Origin of the sequence: Terrabacter sp. Soil810, assembly GCF_001429645.1 — a bacterium.
GTDB lineage: Bacteria > Actinomycetota > Actinomycetes > Actinomycetales > Dermatophilaceae > Terrabacter.
Window position 1 is genome coordinate 184,517 of sequence record NZ_LMSW01000012.1, and the last position, 15,808, is coordinate 200,324.

At 71.5% G+C, this 15,808-nt stretch carries 11 protein-coding genes; 5 read left to right on the forward strand and 6 right to left on the reverse strand.

The genetic code is table 11. The features are described from left to right. Positions 1–95: 95 nt before the first annotated feature. From glgX to treZ, 3 genes are read left to right on the forward strand one after another with little or no spacing between them, the layout of a single operon-like run. Complete coding sequence (gene glgX, locus ASG96_RS15705; RefSeq protein ID WP_056759405.1) at positions 96–2,267, forward strand: glycogen debranching protein GlgX; 2,172 nt, start codon at positions 96–98, stop codon at positions 2,265–2,267. Next, positions 2,264–4,693: a malto-oligosyltrehalose synthase gene (gene treY / locus ASG96_RS15710; RefSeq protein WP_057588533.1), complete on the forward strand. Its 2,430-nt coding sequence runs from the start codon at positions 2,264–2,266 to the stop codon at positions 4,691–4,693. The genes glgX and treY overlap by 4 nt, the downstream gene beginning before the upstream one ends. Next, on the forward strand, positions 4,690–6,513 hold the full coding sequence (gene treZ / locus ASG96_RS15715) for a malto-oligosyltrehalose trehalohydrolase (RefSeq protein WP_056759401.1): 1,824 nt from the start codon (positions 4,690–4,692) through the stop codon (positions 6,511–6,513). Before treY ends, treZ begins: the two co-directional genes overlap by 4 nt. 80 nt (positions 6,514–6,593) lie before the next feature. On the opposite strand, the gene ASG96_RS15720 is transcribed toward treZ, so the two are convergent. Together ASG96_RS15720 and ASG96_RS15725 are read right to left on the reverse strand one after the other, a co-directional pair. Further along, on the reverse strand, positions 6,594–7,562 hold the full coding sequence (locus ASG96_RS15720) for an acyl-CoA thioesterase II (RefSeq protein WP_082591817.1): 969 nt from the start codon (positions 7,560–7,562) through the stop codon (positions 6,594–6,596). A 52-nt stretch (positions 7,563–7,614) separates the two neighbouring features. Then, entirely contained in the window at positions 7,615–9,768 is a 2,154-nt protein-coding gene (locus ASG96_RS15725; protein ID WP_200962706.1) for an ATP-dependent DNA helicase RecQ, read from the reverse strand. A 123-nt stretch (positions 9,769–9,891) separates the two neighbouring features. On the opposite strand from ASG96_RS15725, the gene ASG96_RS15730 reads away from it, so the two are divergent. Beyond that, complete coding sequence (locus tag ASG96_RS15730; protein WP_057588536.1) at positions 9,892–10,407, forward strand: thioesterase family protein; 516 nt, start codon at positions 9,892–9,894, stop codon at positions 10,405–10,407. Next, complete coding sequence (locus ASG96_RS15735; protein ID WP_057588537.1) at positions 10,404–11,042, forward strand: hypothetical protein; 639 nt, start codon at positions 10,404–10,406, stop codon at positions 11,040–11,042. The genes ASG96_RS15730 and ASG96_RS15735 overlap by 4 nt, the downstream gene beginning before the upstream one ends. Here ASG96_RS15735 and ASG96_RS15740 read toward each other — a convergent pair. From ASG96_RS15740 to ASG96_RS15755, 4 genes are all read right to left on the reverse strand, one after another. Then, positions 11,024–11,899 (reverse strand): glycerophosphodiester phosphodiesterase, encoded by an 876-nt coding sequence (locus tag ASG96_RS15740; protein ID WP_235509185.1) that lies wholly within the window; start codon positions 11,897–11,899, stop codon positions 11,024–11,026. The two genes, ASG96_RS15735 and ASG96_RS15740, sit on opposite strands and share 19 nt — an antisense overlap. Before the next feature lie 133 nt (positions 11,900–12,032). Continuing rightward, positions 12,033–12,551 (reverse strand): DUF2247 family protein, encoded by a 519-nt coding sequence (locus ASG96_RS15745; protein WP_056759390.1) that lies wholly within the window; start codon positions 12,549–12,551, stop codon positions 12,033–12,035. Next, positions 12,548–15,349: a hypothetical protein gene (locus tag ASG96_RS15750; RefSeq protein WP_235509186.1), complete on the reverse strand. Its 2,802-nt coding sequence runs from the start codon at positions 15,347–15,349 to the stop codon at positions 12,548–12,550. The genes ASG96_RS15745 and ASG96_RS15750 overlap by 4 nt, the downstream gene beginning before the upstream one ends. Further along, complete coding sequence (locus ASG96_RS15755; RefSeq protein WP_056759386.1) at positions 15,346–15,699, reverse strand: hypothetical protein; 354 nt, start codon at positions 15,697–15,699, stop codon at positions 15,346–15,348. The genes ASG96_RS15750 and ASG96_RS15755 overlap by 4 nt, the downstream gene beginning before the upstream one ends. Positions 15,700–15,808: the final 109 nt, after the last annotated feature.

The window sequence follows — 15,808 nt, forward strand, 5'->3', positions numbered from 1 at the left end:
GGCAGGGGAGAATGCGCTGTGCGGCCACCGTCGTCCGCAGGTCGCCACGCCGTGGCGCCGCGGCCCTGCCGCGACCGAACGACGGAAGAAGGTCCATGGAGATCTGGCCGGGCAAGCCCTACCCACTCGGAGCGACGTACGACGGCTCGGGGGTCAACTTCGCCGTCTTCTCCGAGGTCGCCGAGCGCATCGAGCTCTGCCTCCTCGACGACGACCTGAGCGAGACGCGGCTCGACCTGCCCGAGACGGACGGCTTCGTGTGGCACGGCTACGTGCCCTACGTGCAGCCCGGACAGCGCTACGGCTTCCGCGTCCACGGGCCCTACGACCCTGCCAGCGGTCACCGCTGCAACCCGAGCAAGTTCCTGCTCGACCCCTACGCCAAGGCCATCGAGGGGCAGGCCGAGAACGACCAGTCGCTCTACTCGTACACCTTCGGTGACGCCAAGGCCGCGACGACGAGGAAGATCAACACCGACGACAACGTGCGCCACACGATGCACTCGATCGTCATCAACCCGTTCTTCGACTGGGGCGACGACCGCCCGCCGCGCCACGAGTACCACGAGAGCATCATCTACGAGGCTCACGTCAAGGGCCTCACGATGCTGCACCCGGAGATCCCCGAGGAGATCCGCGGCACGTACGCCGGCATCTCGCACCCGGCGATGATCAAGCACCTGAGCGACCTGGGCATCACCGCCATCGAGCTCATGCCCGTGCACCAGTTCGTCCAGGACGCGCCGCTCGTCGACCGCGGCCTGTCGAACTACTGGGGCTACAACACCATCGGGTTTCTCGCCCCGCACAACGAGTACGCCGCCGGCGGGCAGCGCGGTCAGCAGGTGCTGGAGTTCAAGGCCATGGTGAAGGCGCTCCACGCCGCGGACATCGAGGTCATCCTCGACGTCGTCTACAACCACACGGCCGAGGGCAACCACATGGGCCCGACGCTGGCGTTCCGTGGGCTCGACAACAACAGCTACTACCGCCTCGTCAGCGACGACCTCAGCCACTACTACGACACGACCGGCACCGGCAACAGCCTCCTCATGCGCAGCCCCCACGTGCTGCAGCTCATCATGGACTCGCTGCGCTACTGGGTCACCGAGATGCACGTCGACGGTTTCCGTTTCGACCTCGCCGCGACCCTGGCCCGCCAGTTCCACGAGGTCGACAAGCTGTCGGCCTTCTTCGACCTCATCCAGCAGGACCCGGTCGTCAGCCAGGTCAAGCTCATCGCCGAGCCGTGGGACGTCGGCGAGGGCGGCTACCAGGTGGGCAACTTCCCGCCGCTGTGGACCGAGTGGAACGGCAAGTTCCGCGACACGGTGCGCGACTTCTGGCGCGGCGATGGCGGCGCGCTCGGCGAGTTCGCCTCGCGCTTCACGGGATCCAGCGACCTCTACGAGCACTCCGGCCGCAAGCCGATCGCCTCGATCAACTTCGTGACCGCCCATGACGGCTTCACGCTGCGCGACCTCGTCTCCTACAACGACAAGCACAACGAGGCCAACGGCGAGGGCAACAACGACGGCGAGAGCCACAACCGGTCGTGGAACTGCGGCGTCGAGGGTCCGACGAGCGACCCGGAGATCCGCGACCTGCGGCTGCGTCAGCAGCGCAACTTCCTCACCACCCTGCTCTTCTCGCAGGGCGTGCCGATGATGCTGCACGGCGACGAGCTCGGGCGCACACAGGGCGGCAACAACAACGGCTACTGCCAGGACAACGACATCTCCTGGATCCAGTGGGTCCTCGACGAGGACGACCAGAAGCTGCTCGTCTTCACCCAGTCCCTCGTGAAGCTGCGCCGCGAGCACCCGGTGTTCCGACGCCGGAGGTTCTTCGCCGGCAACGCCGACCACGGCGGCGAGAGCGAGCTCGGTGACATCGCCTGGTTCACGCCCGAGGCGCAGCACATGGACGAAGAAGCGTGGAGCAACGGTCTGGCCAAGTCGCTCATGGTCTTCCTCAACGGCTCCGCGATCCCCGAGCCCGACCCGCGAGGGCAGCAGATCCTCGACGACTCCTTCCTCGTGATGTTCAACGCGCACCACGAGCCGCTGACCTTCACGCTCCCCGACGAGGAGTACGGCGCGGAGTGGATCCCCGTGATCGACACGGCGCTGCACGAGGTCGAGGCGAACCACCTCGACGCGACGTGGCAGATCCAGGTCCAGCCCCGCAGCATCGTCGTGCTGAGGTGCCCCCGCGTGATCGTCTCGCCGATCATCCCCGGCGTCACCGAGGAGGCCACCGCGTGAGGTATGCCAGCGCAGCCGTCTCGACCCACCGGCTCCAGCTCGAGCCGGACTTCACCCTCGACGACGCGGTCGCGCAGGTGAAACACCTTGCGACACTGGGGATCACGCACGTCTACCTGTCGCCGATCCTGCAGGCCACGGTCGGCTCCAAGCACGGCTACGACGTCACCGACCACACGTCGGTGGCGGCAGGGCTCGGCGGCGGCGCCGGTTTCGCCCGGCTCGTCGAGGCAGCCCACGAGGCAGGGCTCGGCGTCGTCGTCGACGTCGTGCCCAACCACATGACGGTCCCGACGCCGCTCTCGCTCAACCGCCCACTGTGGTCGGTGCTCCGCGAGGGCCGGCAGTCGGCATACGCCACGTGGTTCGACGTCGACTGGGACGCCCAGGACGGTCGCATCCTCATGCCGGTGCTGGGGGCGCCGCTCGACGAGGTGCTCGCGTCGGGGGAGATCTCCGTCGGGGAGCACGAGGGCGAGCCGGTGGTGCAGTATTACGACCACGTCTTCCCGCTCGCTCCCGGTTCCGACGTGGCTGCGCCGCTGGGTGACGTGCTCGCCGCCCAGCACTACCGCCTCGCGTCGTGGACGGTCGGCGACTCCGAGCTCAACTACCGGCGCTTCTTCGACGTCACGTCCCTCATCGCGGTGCGCGTCGAGGAGCCCGAGGTCTTCGACGCGACGCACGCCCTGCTCGTCGACGGCATCCGGTCGGGCGCGATCGACGGCCTGCGCATCGACCATCCCGACGGCCTCGCCGACCCGGAGGGCTACCTCGAGCGGCTCGGCGACGCGACCCGGGACGTCTGGGTCGTCGTCGAGAAGATCCTCGAGGGCGACGAGCAGCTGCCGCACACGTGGCGGACGGCCGGGACGACCGGCTACGACGCACTGCTGCGCATCGGCGGGCTCTTCGTCGACCCTGCCGGGGCGGAGCCGCTCGACGACCTCTCGACCGAGCTGCTCGGCGAGCGCCAGGACCTCGAGGCGATCGTCACGGAGTCCAAGCGCTGGGTCGTGCAGGTCATGCTCGCCACCGAGGTGAGCCGTCTGATGCGCCTCGTGGCCCGGGCGCGCCCGGACCTCGACGAGGCCGCAGCGCGCGAGGTGCTCGAGGCGATGCTCGTCGGCATGGACCGCTACCGCGTCTACGTCCGGCCGGGACAACCCCGGCAGGGACTCCAGGCCGAGCCGCTCGAGCTGGCCGTCGTCGAGGGCGCCGGCGCTCGGTACGACTCGCTCGACCGCGCCTGCGTCGAGGGTCTCGTCGACCTCGCCCTGGGCGAGGGAGATGTTCGAGACGAGTCGGCGCGCGACGAGTTCGTCGTGCGGTTCCAGCAGACGTGCGGGCCGGCCATGGCCAAGGCGATCGAGGACACGGCGTACTACCGCTACGTGCGCCTCGTCGGGCTCAACGAGGTCGGCGGGGACCCGACGCGGGTCGGCCTGCCGACCGCCGACTTCCACCGGTTCGCCCAAAACCTGCTGGGGGAGTGGCCGCAGTCGATGACGACGCTCTCGACCCACGACACCAAGCGTGCCGAGGACGTGCGCGCGCGCCTCTACGTGCTGGCCGAGCGGCCGGATGCGTGGGCGGCGTGGGTGCGGACGGCCCGCGAGCTGGCGACACCGGTCCGTGCCGACGGGCTCGACGCGCTGACCGAGTACTTCCTCTGGCAGACCCTCGTCGGTGCCTGGCCGATCAGCGAGGAGCGGCTGCAGGCGTACGCGCTCAAGGCGATTCGCGAGTCCAAGCTCTTCACACGGTGGACCGACCCGGACGAGGCGTACGAGTCGGCCGTCGAGCGGTTCGTGTCGGGTGTCGTGACGACGCCCGGGATCGTCGCGCACGTCGAGACGTGGGTCGATGCGACCGGGCGCGAGACGCGCGCCAACGTGCTGGGTCAGAAGCTCGTGCAGCTGACGATGCCGGGCGTGCCCGACGTCTACCAGGGCACCGACCTCGTGGACCTGTCGCTCGTCGACCCCGACAACCGAAGGCTCGTCGACTACGAGGAGCGCCGCGACCGACTCGCCCGCCTCGACGGTGGAGCCGCCCCCGCGGACCTTGACGACGAGAAGCTGCTCGTCACGACGGCTGCCCTGCGCACCCGTCGCGAGTGGCCCGAGTGCTTCACCGGTGAGGACGCGACCTACGTCCCCGTCGCGACGACCTCCGGGCACGCCGTCGCCTTCGGGCGCGGCACGGGCGACGGGCTCGAGGTCGTCACCGTCGTCACGCGTCTTGCGGGTCGGCTCGCCGACGCCGGCGGCTTCGGTGACGCCACCCTCGACCTGCCGGCAGGGCGCTGGTCCGACGTCGTCTCGGCGCGCACCTTCGACGGTGGTTCCACGCGCCTCGGAGACCTCGTCGGCGACGAGGGCCTGCCCGTCGCGCTGCTCGTGCGGGTAGGGGACGAGTCATGACCTCCGACCCGCTCCGCGTGTGGGCGCCTTCCGCGTCCCGGGTCGACGTCGTCGTCGCCCGGGTCGACGGGTCGGGCGCCGAGCCGACGTCAGCGGCGCAACGGCACGCCATGACCGCCGCCGACGGGGGCTGGTGGTCCTGGGCCCGGCCGGACGACGTCACCCTCGACTACTCCTTCAGCCTCGACGGGGGAGATCTGCGGCCTGACCCGCGGAGCGCCTGGCTGCCGCACGGCGTCAACGCCGCGAGCCGCACCTTCGACGCGTCGGCCCATGCCTGGGCCGATCGGGACTGGCGCGGCACCCGCGACGGGCGCGGGGTGCTCGGCGGAGTCGTCTACGAGCTGCACATCGGCACGTTCACGCCGGAGGGCACCTTCGACGCGGCGATCGCCCACCTCGGGCACCTCGTCGAGCTGGGCGTCGACGTCGTCGAGGTCATGCCGGTCGCGGCCTTCGGCGGCACGCACGGCTGGGGCTACGACGGCGTCGCGCCGTATGCCGTCCAGCAGGCCTACGGCGGTCCCGCCGCCTTCCAGCGTTTCGTCGACGCGTGCCACGCGCGCGGTCTCGGGGTCTGCCTCGACGTCGTCTACAACCACCTCGGCCCCACGGGCAACTACCTCGCCGAGTTCGGGCCGTACTTCACCGACACCCACACGACGCCGTGGGGACCGGCCGTCAACCTCGACGCCGAGGGCAGCCACGAGGTGCGCCGCTGGGTCATCGACAACGCTCTGCGGTGGTTCTGCGACTTCCACGTCGATGCCCTCCGGCTCGACGCCGTCCACGAGCTGCGCGACGAGTCGGAGCGCCACGTCCTCGCCCAGCTGTCCGACGAGACCGCTTCTCTCGCAGAGCAGCTCGGGCGCCCCCTCGACCTCATCGCCGAGAGCGACCTCAACGACGCCGTCATGGTGACACCCACCGCTGAGGGTGGCCGGGGCATGACGGCCCAGTGGGACGATGACATCCACCACGCCCTCCACGTCGCGCTCACGGGGGAGACCCAGGGCTACTACGCCGACTTCGCCGGTGGCACCGAGGCGTGGCCCGAGGGCGGTCCCATCTCCGTGCTCGCCAAGACCCTCACCGACGCCTTCCTCCACGACGGCCGCGTGTCGACCTTCCGGGGTGAGGTCTGGGGAGCGCGGGTCGATCCCGAGGTCCGCTCGGGTCACGAGTTCCTCGCCTACCTCCAGACCCACGACCAGGTCGGCAACCGAGCCACCGGTGACCGCATCAGCGACCAGGTCTCGCCCGGGCAGCAGGCGATCGGGGCCGCGCTCTACCTGCTCTCGCCGTTCACGGCGATGGTCTTCATGGGGGAGGAGTGGCGCGCGAGCACGCCGTTCGCCTTCTTCACCTCGTTCGAGGACGAGTGGCTGGCCGACGCCGTGCGCAACGGTCGCCGCGGCGAGTTCGCCGCCCACGGGTGGGACGAGGCCGACGTGCCCGACCCGCAGGACCCCGCCACGCGGGCGCGCAGCGTCCTCGACTGGAGCGAGCCGAGCGCACCGGGGCACAACGAGATGCTGCACTTCTACCGCGAGCTCATCAAGGTCCGCCGCACGCAGCCCGATGTGGCCTCCGGTGACCTGCGCACCACGTCGGTGACGTTCGACGAGCACGCACGGTGGATCGTCCTGTCGCGTGGCTCCGTCCACGTCGTCGCCAACCTGGCCGGTCGCTCGGGCGTCGTCCCCTTCGCGGGCGAGGTCGAGCACGTCCTCGCGTCGTGGGGACGGTCGCCGATCGTCGACTCGCACGGCGTCAGCCTCGACGGCCACGACGTCGCCGTGCTGCGCACCACCCCCTGACCCCGCCCACTCGAGTGTTACCGACCGCTCACTCGAGTGTCCGGTCGGGCGGACGACAGGGTCGGGGCTGAGCCAGGGTGTCAGGACTCCTTGACGCGGACCATGCCCTCCTGGGCGGTCGTCGCGACGAGGGTGCCGTCCTGGCTGAAGATCTCGCCGATGGACAGGCCACGGCCGCTCACGGCGGACGGAGACTGCTGCGCGTAGAGCAGCCAGTCGTCGACCCGGACGTCGCGGTGGAACCACATCGAGTGGTCGAGGCTCGCGACGCGTAGGCGACGGTCGCTCCACACCAGGCCGTGCCGGCGCAGCACCGGCTCGAGGAGCGAGTAGTCGCTTGAGTAGGCGAGCACGGCCGCGTGGAGCAGCGGGTCGTCGGGCAGCCGCCCGACGGCGCGCATCCACACGTGGTTGGTCGCAACCTGCTCGGGACCGGCGTCGACGAACATGTTGCTCTCGACGGGCCGCAGCTCGATCGGACGGGACTCGGCGATGTGCCGGGCCCCGGGGTGGTCGACGCCGCGGAAGGCCTCGGCGAGCGACGTCAGCCCGTCGGGTCCGGCCACCTGGGGCATGGGGTTCTGGTGGTCGAGCCCCCCGGCTCGCTCCTGGAAGGAGCAGACCATCGACATGATCGGTGCGCCCTTCTGCACGGCGTGCACGCGCCGGGTGGAGAAGGAGTTGCCGTCGCGCATCTCCTCGACCGCGAAGCGAATTGGCAGCGTGTCGTCGCCGGGTCGCATGAAGTAGCCGTGGAGCGAGTGGATGGGGCGGGGTCCGTCGCCGTCGTTGACGTCACGGACGGTGGTGCCGGCGGCCATCACGCACTGGGCGAGGACCTGGCCGCCGAAGACGCGTCCGTGGGGCATCTTCTGGCTGCGGCCCTCGAAGACGCGCGCGGACGTCGCACCGATCGACTCGGCGGCGTCCCGGCCGCGGACGTCGGTGACCGCGATCTGGGCGGTCCCGACGTCGCGGAGGGTCAGCACCTCGAGGAGGTCCTCCATGGGGGGCAGCGGGCGCGGCTCGGCGGGGGCGTCAGCAGTCACAGGACGACCCTAGTGGCCGCAGCGGAGCGACCGCTGCGGCCGGGGACGTGGGTCACGCCTCCAGGGCGAGCACCATCGGTAGGACGGCGGGGGCGCCGGCCTCGCGCAGCAGCCCCGCACAGACGGTGAGCGTCCACCGGGAGTCGCTGACGTCATCGACGAGCAGCACCGGACCCGGGATGCCGCTGAGTGCGGCCGCGAGCTCGGGTCCCATTGCCAACCGACCCCAGACGTTGGCGAGCCGGAAGGCGCTGTTGCCGCCGGACTCTCCGACGGGACCGCCCTCGACGAGGTCGAGAGCGCCGAGATACGGAAGGCGTCCCAGCTGGCCGAGGCCTGCCGCCAGCGAGCCGACGAGCTGCGGTCGTCGTCGCGACGGGATCGAGACGATGGCCGCCGGACGCTCCTGCCAGCCCCACCCGGCGAGCACGTCGACGCAGGCGCGGACGACCTCGGCGGGGACCTCCCGGTCCTCGCCGCGGAGCAGCTCGCGCAACCGCTGGCCCCACCCGAGGTCGCTGAGACGGGCGACGGCGCGGCCTTCCTGCATCGACACCGAGGGCGCGATCTTGCCCTTGAGCGGGACGCCGAGACGCTCCATGCCGGGAGGCCACTGCGCGCGGGACTCGAGCACCACACCCGGTCGTTCGAGGCGTGACCGGGCCGTGTTGACGGCGGCCTCGGGGATCGTCGTGTCGAACCACGGCTCGACACACCGGTCGCACCGGCCGCACGCCTCCGCGGAGTCGTCGTCGAGGGTCTCCTGCAGGAACGCCATGCGGCAGCGGTCGGTGCGTTCGTAGTCGACCATGAGCTGCTGCTCGCGCTCGCGCGCCTCGGTGACGCGGCCGTAGCGCTCGGCGTCGTAGGTCCACGGCTCGCCCGTGGCGGTCCAGCCGCCGGGCACGCGGTGGACGGCGCCGTCGACGTCGAGCACCTTGAGGAGCAGCTCGAGACGGGTGCGACGCACGTCGACGATGGACTCGAGCGCGACCGTCGACAGCGCCTTGGGTGACTCGGACAGGGCCCGCACGACGGCGTCTGCCTGGTCCTGCTTGGGCATGGACGCGGAGGCGAAGTAGCGCCAGATGTCCTTGTCCTCGGGGCCCGGCATGAGCAGGACGTCGGCACGCTCGGTGGCACGGCCCGCGCGACCGACCTGCTGGTAGTAGGCAACCGGTGACGACGGAGCACCGAGGTGCAGCACGAAGCCGAGGTCGGGCTTGTCGAAGCCCATGCCGAGCGCCGAGGTGGCGACGAGGGCCTTGACCTCGTTGTCGCGCAGTGCCTCCTCGAGGCGGATGCGTTCGCTGGGCTCGGTGCGCCCCGTGTAGGCAGCCACCTGGTGACCGGCCTCGCGCAGCGCCACCGCGACGTCCTCGGCGGCGGCGACCGTCAGGGCGTAGACGATGCCCGACCCTTGCAGGTCGCCGAGGTGGGCGATGAGCCAGGCAAGCCGTTGCTCGGGCGCCGCGAGCGGCAGCACCCCGAGGCGCAGCGACGCCCGGGCCAGCGGGCCGCGCAGGGTGAGCACGTCGCGGCCACCCGCGCCGAGCTGCTCGACGACGTCGGTGACGACGCGCGCGTTGGCGGTCGCGGTCGTCGCCAGGACGGGGGTGCGCTCGGGCAGCGTCGTGAGCAGGTCTCGGATCCGGCGGTAGTCAGGTCGGAAGTCGTGCCCCCAGTCGCTGATGCAGTGGGCCTCGTCGACGACGAGCAACCCGCAGGTCTCGGCGAGGGCGGGGAGCTGCTCGTCACGGAAGCGGGGGTTGTTCAGCCGCTCGGGGCTGACGAGCAGGACGTCCACCTCGCCGCGCGCGAGGGCGCCGGACACGGCGCCCCACTCGTCGGCGTTCGTCGAGTTGAGGGTGACGGCCTTGATCCCGGCACGCTCGGCCGCGGCGATCTGGTCGCGCATCAGGGCGAGGAGGGGGCTGACGATGACGGTGGGCCCGGCCCCCTCGGCCCGGCGCAGCGCGGTCGCGACGAAGTAGACGGCGGACTTGCCCCAACCGGTGCGCTGGACGACGAGCACGCGCCGCCGCCCGGCCACGAGCTCGTTGACCGCCTCGAGCTGGCCGTCGCGGAAGTCGACGTCGTCACGGCCGACGAGGCGGCGGAGCGCGGTCGTCGCCCGCTCGCGCAGGGCCGGGTCGACGTCGGCGACGAGCGGTGCGGTGGGAGCCGAGGTGGGGGGTGACGTCATGGCACCCAACCTACGTGCCGCCACCGACCGGGCCGACCGGCATACCCGGGCTGTGGACGACCCGCCGGTCCACGGAGGGGATGTGGACGAAGCGCCGACCCACCGGGCTGGAAGGATGGGGCCATGACGGAGACGAGCGAGCCGAGCGGCACCCCGCGCGAGGACCGACCGCCGGGGACCCCATACGCCGCGCAGGTGTCGTTGCGCTGGTCCGACATGGACGCGTACGCGCACATCAACAACGTCCAGTTCCTGCGCCTGCTCGAGGACGCACGCGTCATCGCCTTCCGCGACTGGTTCGACGGCGGTGGGGCGGGCGACAAGACGATGCTCGACGAGGGTGTGCTCGTGTCCCGACACGAGATCGAGTACCGCCGCCCGCTCGGTTTCCGGCACGCCCCGGTCGAGATCCAGATGTGGGTCTCCCGGGTGGGCGGGGCCGGCTTCGACGTGGCCTACATCGTCACCGACCCCGACGGAGTCGGGGACGGCGAGCGGCCCGTCTATGCCGTCGCCGAGACCGAGCTCGCGCTCTACGACTTCGCGAGCGAGTCGCCGCGGCGCATGCGCCCCGACGAGCGCGCGTCGGTGCAGGTGCATGTCGGCGGGCCGGCGCCGTTCCGGAGGCGACGCCGGTGACCGGCACGCCTCGGATCGACTTCGGCGACCCGCGGGGACTCGCCGACCTCGGCACCTACCTCGCGCGCGCGAGCCGCGCCAACCCCGACGGCGCCGTGCGGCTGCAGGTGCTGGGCAACCTCCTCGTCACCACGGTCGCCGTGATCGAGGGCACCGGACTGATGGGCGACGGCACCGTGCTGGGCATGCGCGTGGTCACCATCGCGCCGTCCGACGTCGTCGACACCACCGTGTCCTTCGCGTCGGTCAGCGACCGTCTCGCCCGCGACGGGGCAGGCGCCGTGCTCAGCGTCCCGCCGACGACCGTCCGTGCGCCGTGGAGCGGGCTGACGCCGCCTCGCGACGGGTGGGAGCCGGTCGGTCAGCTCGACGGTGAGGTCATCGACTCCATTGCGCGGCAAGGCATCTCGCAGGTCGCCGAAGGCACTCCCGAGAAGGCCGGTGGTCATGCGGTCGAGTCACTGAGGAGGCGCACGTGGGGTGCGATGAGCGACACCGTGCCCCCCATCGCCGCCGGTCTCGCGTTCGGCGCCCACGTGCTGGGCTTCACCACGGCCGGGGAGCCGGCGTCGATCGCGGCGCACGGCCGGTGGACGCGTCTCAGCACGTTGCGAGGTCACGTACTCGTCCGCTGACCTGATGGCGTATGCCGTCCGCCGCTCTGTGCGACCCGGCCCGCCCCGCGCGTGGCGCGTCGGTCGTCAGGTCCCCCGGTCCACTGGCCGCGCTCGACGAGGACGTCCTTGAGCACGTCGATACGGTCGCTGACGAGCCCGTCGACGCCGAGGTCGAGCAGCCGCCGCATCATGCCGGGGTCGTCGATGGTCCAGACGTGGACCTGCTTGCCGTAGCGGTGTGCCGTGTCGACGAGGCGCCGGGTGACCACGGGCACCGACCGTCCGCGCACCGGGATCGACGGCGGTACCTGGAAGACGTCCGCGGTTGTGCGGAAGATCGCCGTGAGCGCACCGGGCCCGAAGCGCGCCAACGCCGTGCCGACCTGTGCGGCTGCGGTCGCGACGGAGCCGTGCGAGAGACGCCGGAAGTGGGAGATGTTGCGCTGCGAGAACGAGCCGACACAGACCTGGTCGTACAGACCGCGCTCCTCGATGATCCGCCAGAGCGGCTCGGCCGTGCCCGGGGCCTTCAGGTCGATGTTGAGGTTGATGTCGGGCCAGGCGTCGAGGACGTCGGTGAGCAGCGGGACGTGTCCGCCGTCCCCGACCTCCGCGTGCGACACCTCCGACCAGGGAAGGTCGCGGATGCGTCCCCGGGCGTTGCTGACCCGGTCGAGCCGGGTGTCGTGGAAGGCGACGAGCAGGCCGTCGCGGGTGACGTGGACGTCGGTCTCGAGGTGCGTGTAGCCGAGGTCGACGGCGTTGCCGAAGGCGGTCATGGTGTTCTCGAGCCCGACGTTGGGTGCGTAGAGGGCCCCGCCCCGGTGGGCCAGCGCCACGGGTGTTCGTTCGAGGAAGGCCCGCGTCGTCACCATGTCGCTGAGGGTATCCGTCGGTTCTCTGCCGCACACGTGCCCGCCTGACTTCGAGTGGACACCCTTCAGGACATGCGGTCGCGTCCACCGTTGTCGCCGCGACGACGGGACTCGGCGGGTATGTCGCGAGTCGTCATGCGTCTGACGCTTCGGCGCGCCGGGCATAGGTCATGGATCTCTCGTCGAGGTAGGCCCGCCAGCGTCGTTGGATCGCGTCTGGGCCGGACCTTTGCCCTTCCGGTGCTGGGAGAAACGGAACGAAACCCTCGATCTCTTCTGGATAGCCGAACTCCGCGTAGATGGCCTCGAGGTCCGCCAGCGGGTCCTTTGACACCCCCCGTCGGTCGTAGGCCTGGGCGAGCACGAGGAAGAGCCAGACGAGGGACGGGTCCGGGTCGGCAGGCGCGGCCATGGTGTCGATCTGGCCGAGCAGGTCCGGGACTCGATCGAGCTCGTCAGAGAGAAGGAGCGCCAGTTCCCCGATGGCTGTGGCCTCCGAGTGGCCACGCCTGAAGGCGTCCTCGGCAAGCTCGACGACCGTTGCCTCGTCGAGATAGCCCAATCTGTACCCACGAGCGAGCTCGCTGGGTAGGAGGTGCACACGGCTGGTGATGAACTCGGCCGACATTCTGTTGGTGTCTTCGCTGCTCATGGCTTGATGGGCACCCCGGTGATCCTGCCGTCGCGGACGAACAGCTGATGTGTGATGCGGTCCTGCTCGAGGATCCACTCGAATCGACCCGCGACGCCGTTCACGCTACCCGGCATCTGCACGAGCGTGCGGCTGACCCCATCACCGCCGACGAGCATGAAGACCGTCGCCTTCTCGGCCACGTCTTCGACGACCCACGAGCCGGATCGGTGCAGCGGGTCACTCTTGAGTGCGGACCCACTCGGCTGCGCGCGACGAATCCGCTCTTCCGCTTCGGCGGGAGTTGATGGTCGCGCGAGGTGGGAGTCCTTCGCAGGGGTGACGTGCGCTCGGTTCGTAAGGACTGTGCGCGGCTTGAGGCGATCCATGGCGGACGCTGAGCCACGGCGGGCGTCGTCCTTGAACGCGGCGTCGGCCGCGGCCCGGATCTCGGCGTCCCGGGCGGCTCGTAACTGGGCGGCCGTCGGGAGCAGAGGAGCGCGCCGAGCCCCGAGCGCGATCGTGGGGAGCACGTCCGTGCACTTCCCGGTGATCGCCTCGATGCGCGCGGCCAGCCGTCCCCGGTGGAGGTCGTCGAGCTCGGTCTGGGACAGCTCCACGTCGGAGCGGACGAGCGCGATGAGGAGGTCGTCGGTGGGGGTGCGCATCGTCCCGCCGTCGACGTAGGTGTGCACGGTCGACGCCAGGCCGGTCACGCCGCCGCGACGGATCTCGGCGACGACGTGTCCGGCCTCGGCCAGGCCTCGCCACGCGGAGCGGTTCAGCTCGTCCTGGCGTCGGGCGACCGCCACGAGCGCTGCGGATGCCGACTGGTCGAGGAACCCCAGCCTCGCGACGTCGCGCCGGACATCGTCACCGGACGCAGCCGACCGCCGGGCCACGTCGAGCTCGCGGTCGACGAGCCGGTCGTACGCGGCGCCGGCGTCCTTGGCACGCAGCCCCGTCCCGGTGTCGACCGCCAAGGCGCCCACGACGCCTGTCAGCTCCTGACCGTCGAGCCACGGCTGCATCCCGTCCGAGGTGGGGCGGACGTAACCGACCGGCCGTGCTGCCGGGACCGACGTCGTGAGAGCGACGTCGACGTTCTCGCGCATGGCCGACACCCAGTCGGCGACGAGGTCCTCGACCGGCGACGTGGACGTCGTGTAGATCCGGGTCGTCGACGCCTCGAGCATCGCGTACGCGCTCGTGCGGGAGAGCTCGAGCATGACCCGCGCACGGATCTCCGCCGAACCCTGATCAGCACTCGTGGCGATGCTCCGCAGCAACGTCGCGAGATCCTCGTCGGTCGCCAGGCGGAGGTCGGGATTGCTCTCGATCCCATTGGCCTCGAACGTGACCCAGCGGCGCACGAGGTGCTCACCCAGGGTCAGACGGTCGCCTCGTGAGTTCGACAAGGCTCCGCCGGCGACCAGCGACCCGGGGAGCGGCTCGGCGAGCAGGGCTGCCTGCTCGGCGGGGTCGTCGCCGACGTGCTCGAGCAGCACGTGGACGGCGTCCCCGGTGCGCGGGGCGTCGTCGAACCACGACGCGAACAGGTCGTCGCCGTCGGGACGCAGGGTCGTCCCGTGCCGCAGGTCCGCGTCGGCGTCGCGGGTCTCGGCGATCTCGGACGTCGCGGCCGCAGCGGCGGCACGACGTGCGAACCGGGCCGGCAGCGGACGGTCGTCGCCGGCCGCCCCCGCGCCCGAGAGCAGCTGGCCCATCAGCCAGGCCCCGGTCGCCCGGCCTCCGCTGCCGGGGTCGACGCGCACCGTGTCGATGCCGGCGACGAGGTCGTCCGCGAGGAGTGCAGCGCCGGACGCCAGCCGGGCGCGGGTCCGTGGATCGGTGCCGATGGGGACGCTATGGCTCGTCGCCGTGATCAGGAGCGACCCGAGGGCGCTGAGGACCTCCCGCAGCGTGTCGACGTGTGTACCCGAGGCGCTCCGCGTCACCCCGGTGGCCAGGAGCAGCCGGGCGAGTCCGTCGGTTCCCATCTCCGACAGCAGCGCCTGCGCGTAGACCGGGTCGTCGGCGCGTGCGCGGACCCGGCTCGCGAGCTGCGCAGCGGTGCCGTCCGTCAGACGCGGCGACGCAGAGCCACCGTCCGCTACGAGCCGGCGCACGAGGAGGCTGTGCGCAAGGGCGGCGTCACGCGACACCCGTGTCGAGACGACCCCGTCGGCGAACCACAGGCCGCCGGTGACCGCCGAGCGCACACGCTCGCTGCTCGCCGCTGCCCCCGACGGGAAGGTCGCGTCGGTGGCGCCCGCCGCGAGCGCCGCGCATCGGCGACCCGTCGCCCGCAGGTCGTCGAGGACGCCGGCGTACGCCCGGCTCAGCCGAGCGCGTCCGACCGCCAGGTCGGAGCGGGCTCGCTCCGAGCCGAGCAGGCCGAGGGCTCCCGTCGGATCGGGGAGGGCGTCGAGGCGCAGGAGGGCGAGCGCGTGATCGGCGTCGAGCGCGTCCCACCGTCGCTGTAACGAGCGCACCTGCGCTACCGCGAGATCGAACGCGACGGCATACGTCACCAGCGAGCGTGAGGCGACGCAGAGGCCGTCGACGACGCGTCGCGCCCGGGCGCCGAGCTCGGCCGCCTCCGTGCCTGCCGCAACGGCGGCGTCCCCGGTCCAGACTGCTCCCAGCCGAGGGGCCAGGGTCCCGCGCACGGTGGTCGTGGACCGGGCCCGTGCAGCGGCCCGGTCGAGAGACCGGGCGGCCGCACGCAGGGCGGTGACGTCACCCGTCGGAAGGGGGAGCGCCACGTCCCCCGGCACCGTCGGCGACGCGTACCCCGCGTCGTGCAACCGGCTCACGGCACCGCCACATCGACCGGATCACCCTGGCCCAGCGGGGCGCTCGCGGCCACGCCCGCGAACCCCGCCGTGACGAACAGCTCGACGGCCCGTGCTTCCGCCGCCGACTCGTCGATGCGGTCACCGAGGGCACCGGCAGCGTCCGCAACGGCGTCGAGCGCGTGAGCGTGGACGACACGGAACCGCTCGAGCGCGACCCTCAGGCCGTCACCCTCGCACCCCACGGCTGCCATCGCACCTGCCGTGGCCGCGGCGACGACCGATGCGCACGCGCGCAGCTCCGCCGGCTCGTGCGCCAGCGCCAGCCGCTCACGGCTCATCCCGTGGGTGTCGATGGCGTAGCGCGTCATGGCCCGACGGTAGGCAAACCGGACACGACGCCTCGGGCGTCATCCACAGGCCTGGGTATGCCGTGAGGCCCCCGTCCAGCAGGACGGGGGCCTCACGTGCAGGCGGGTC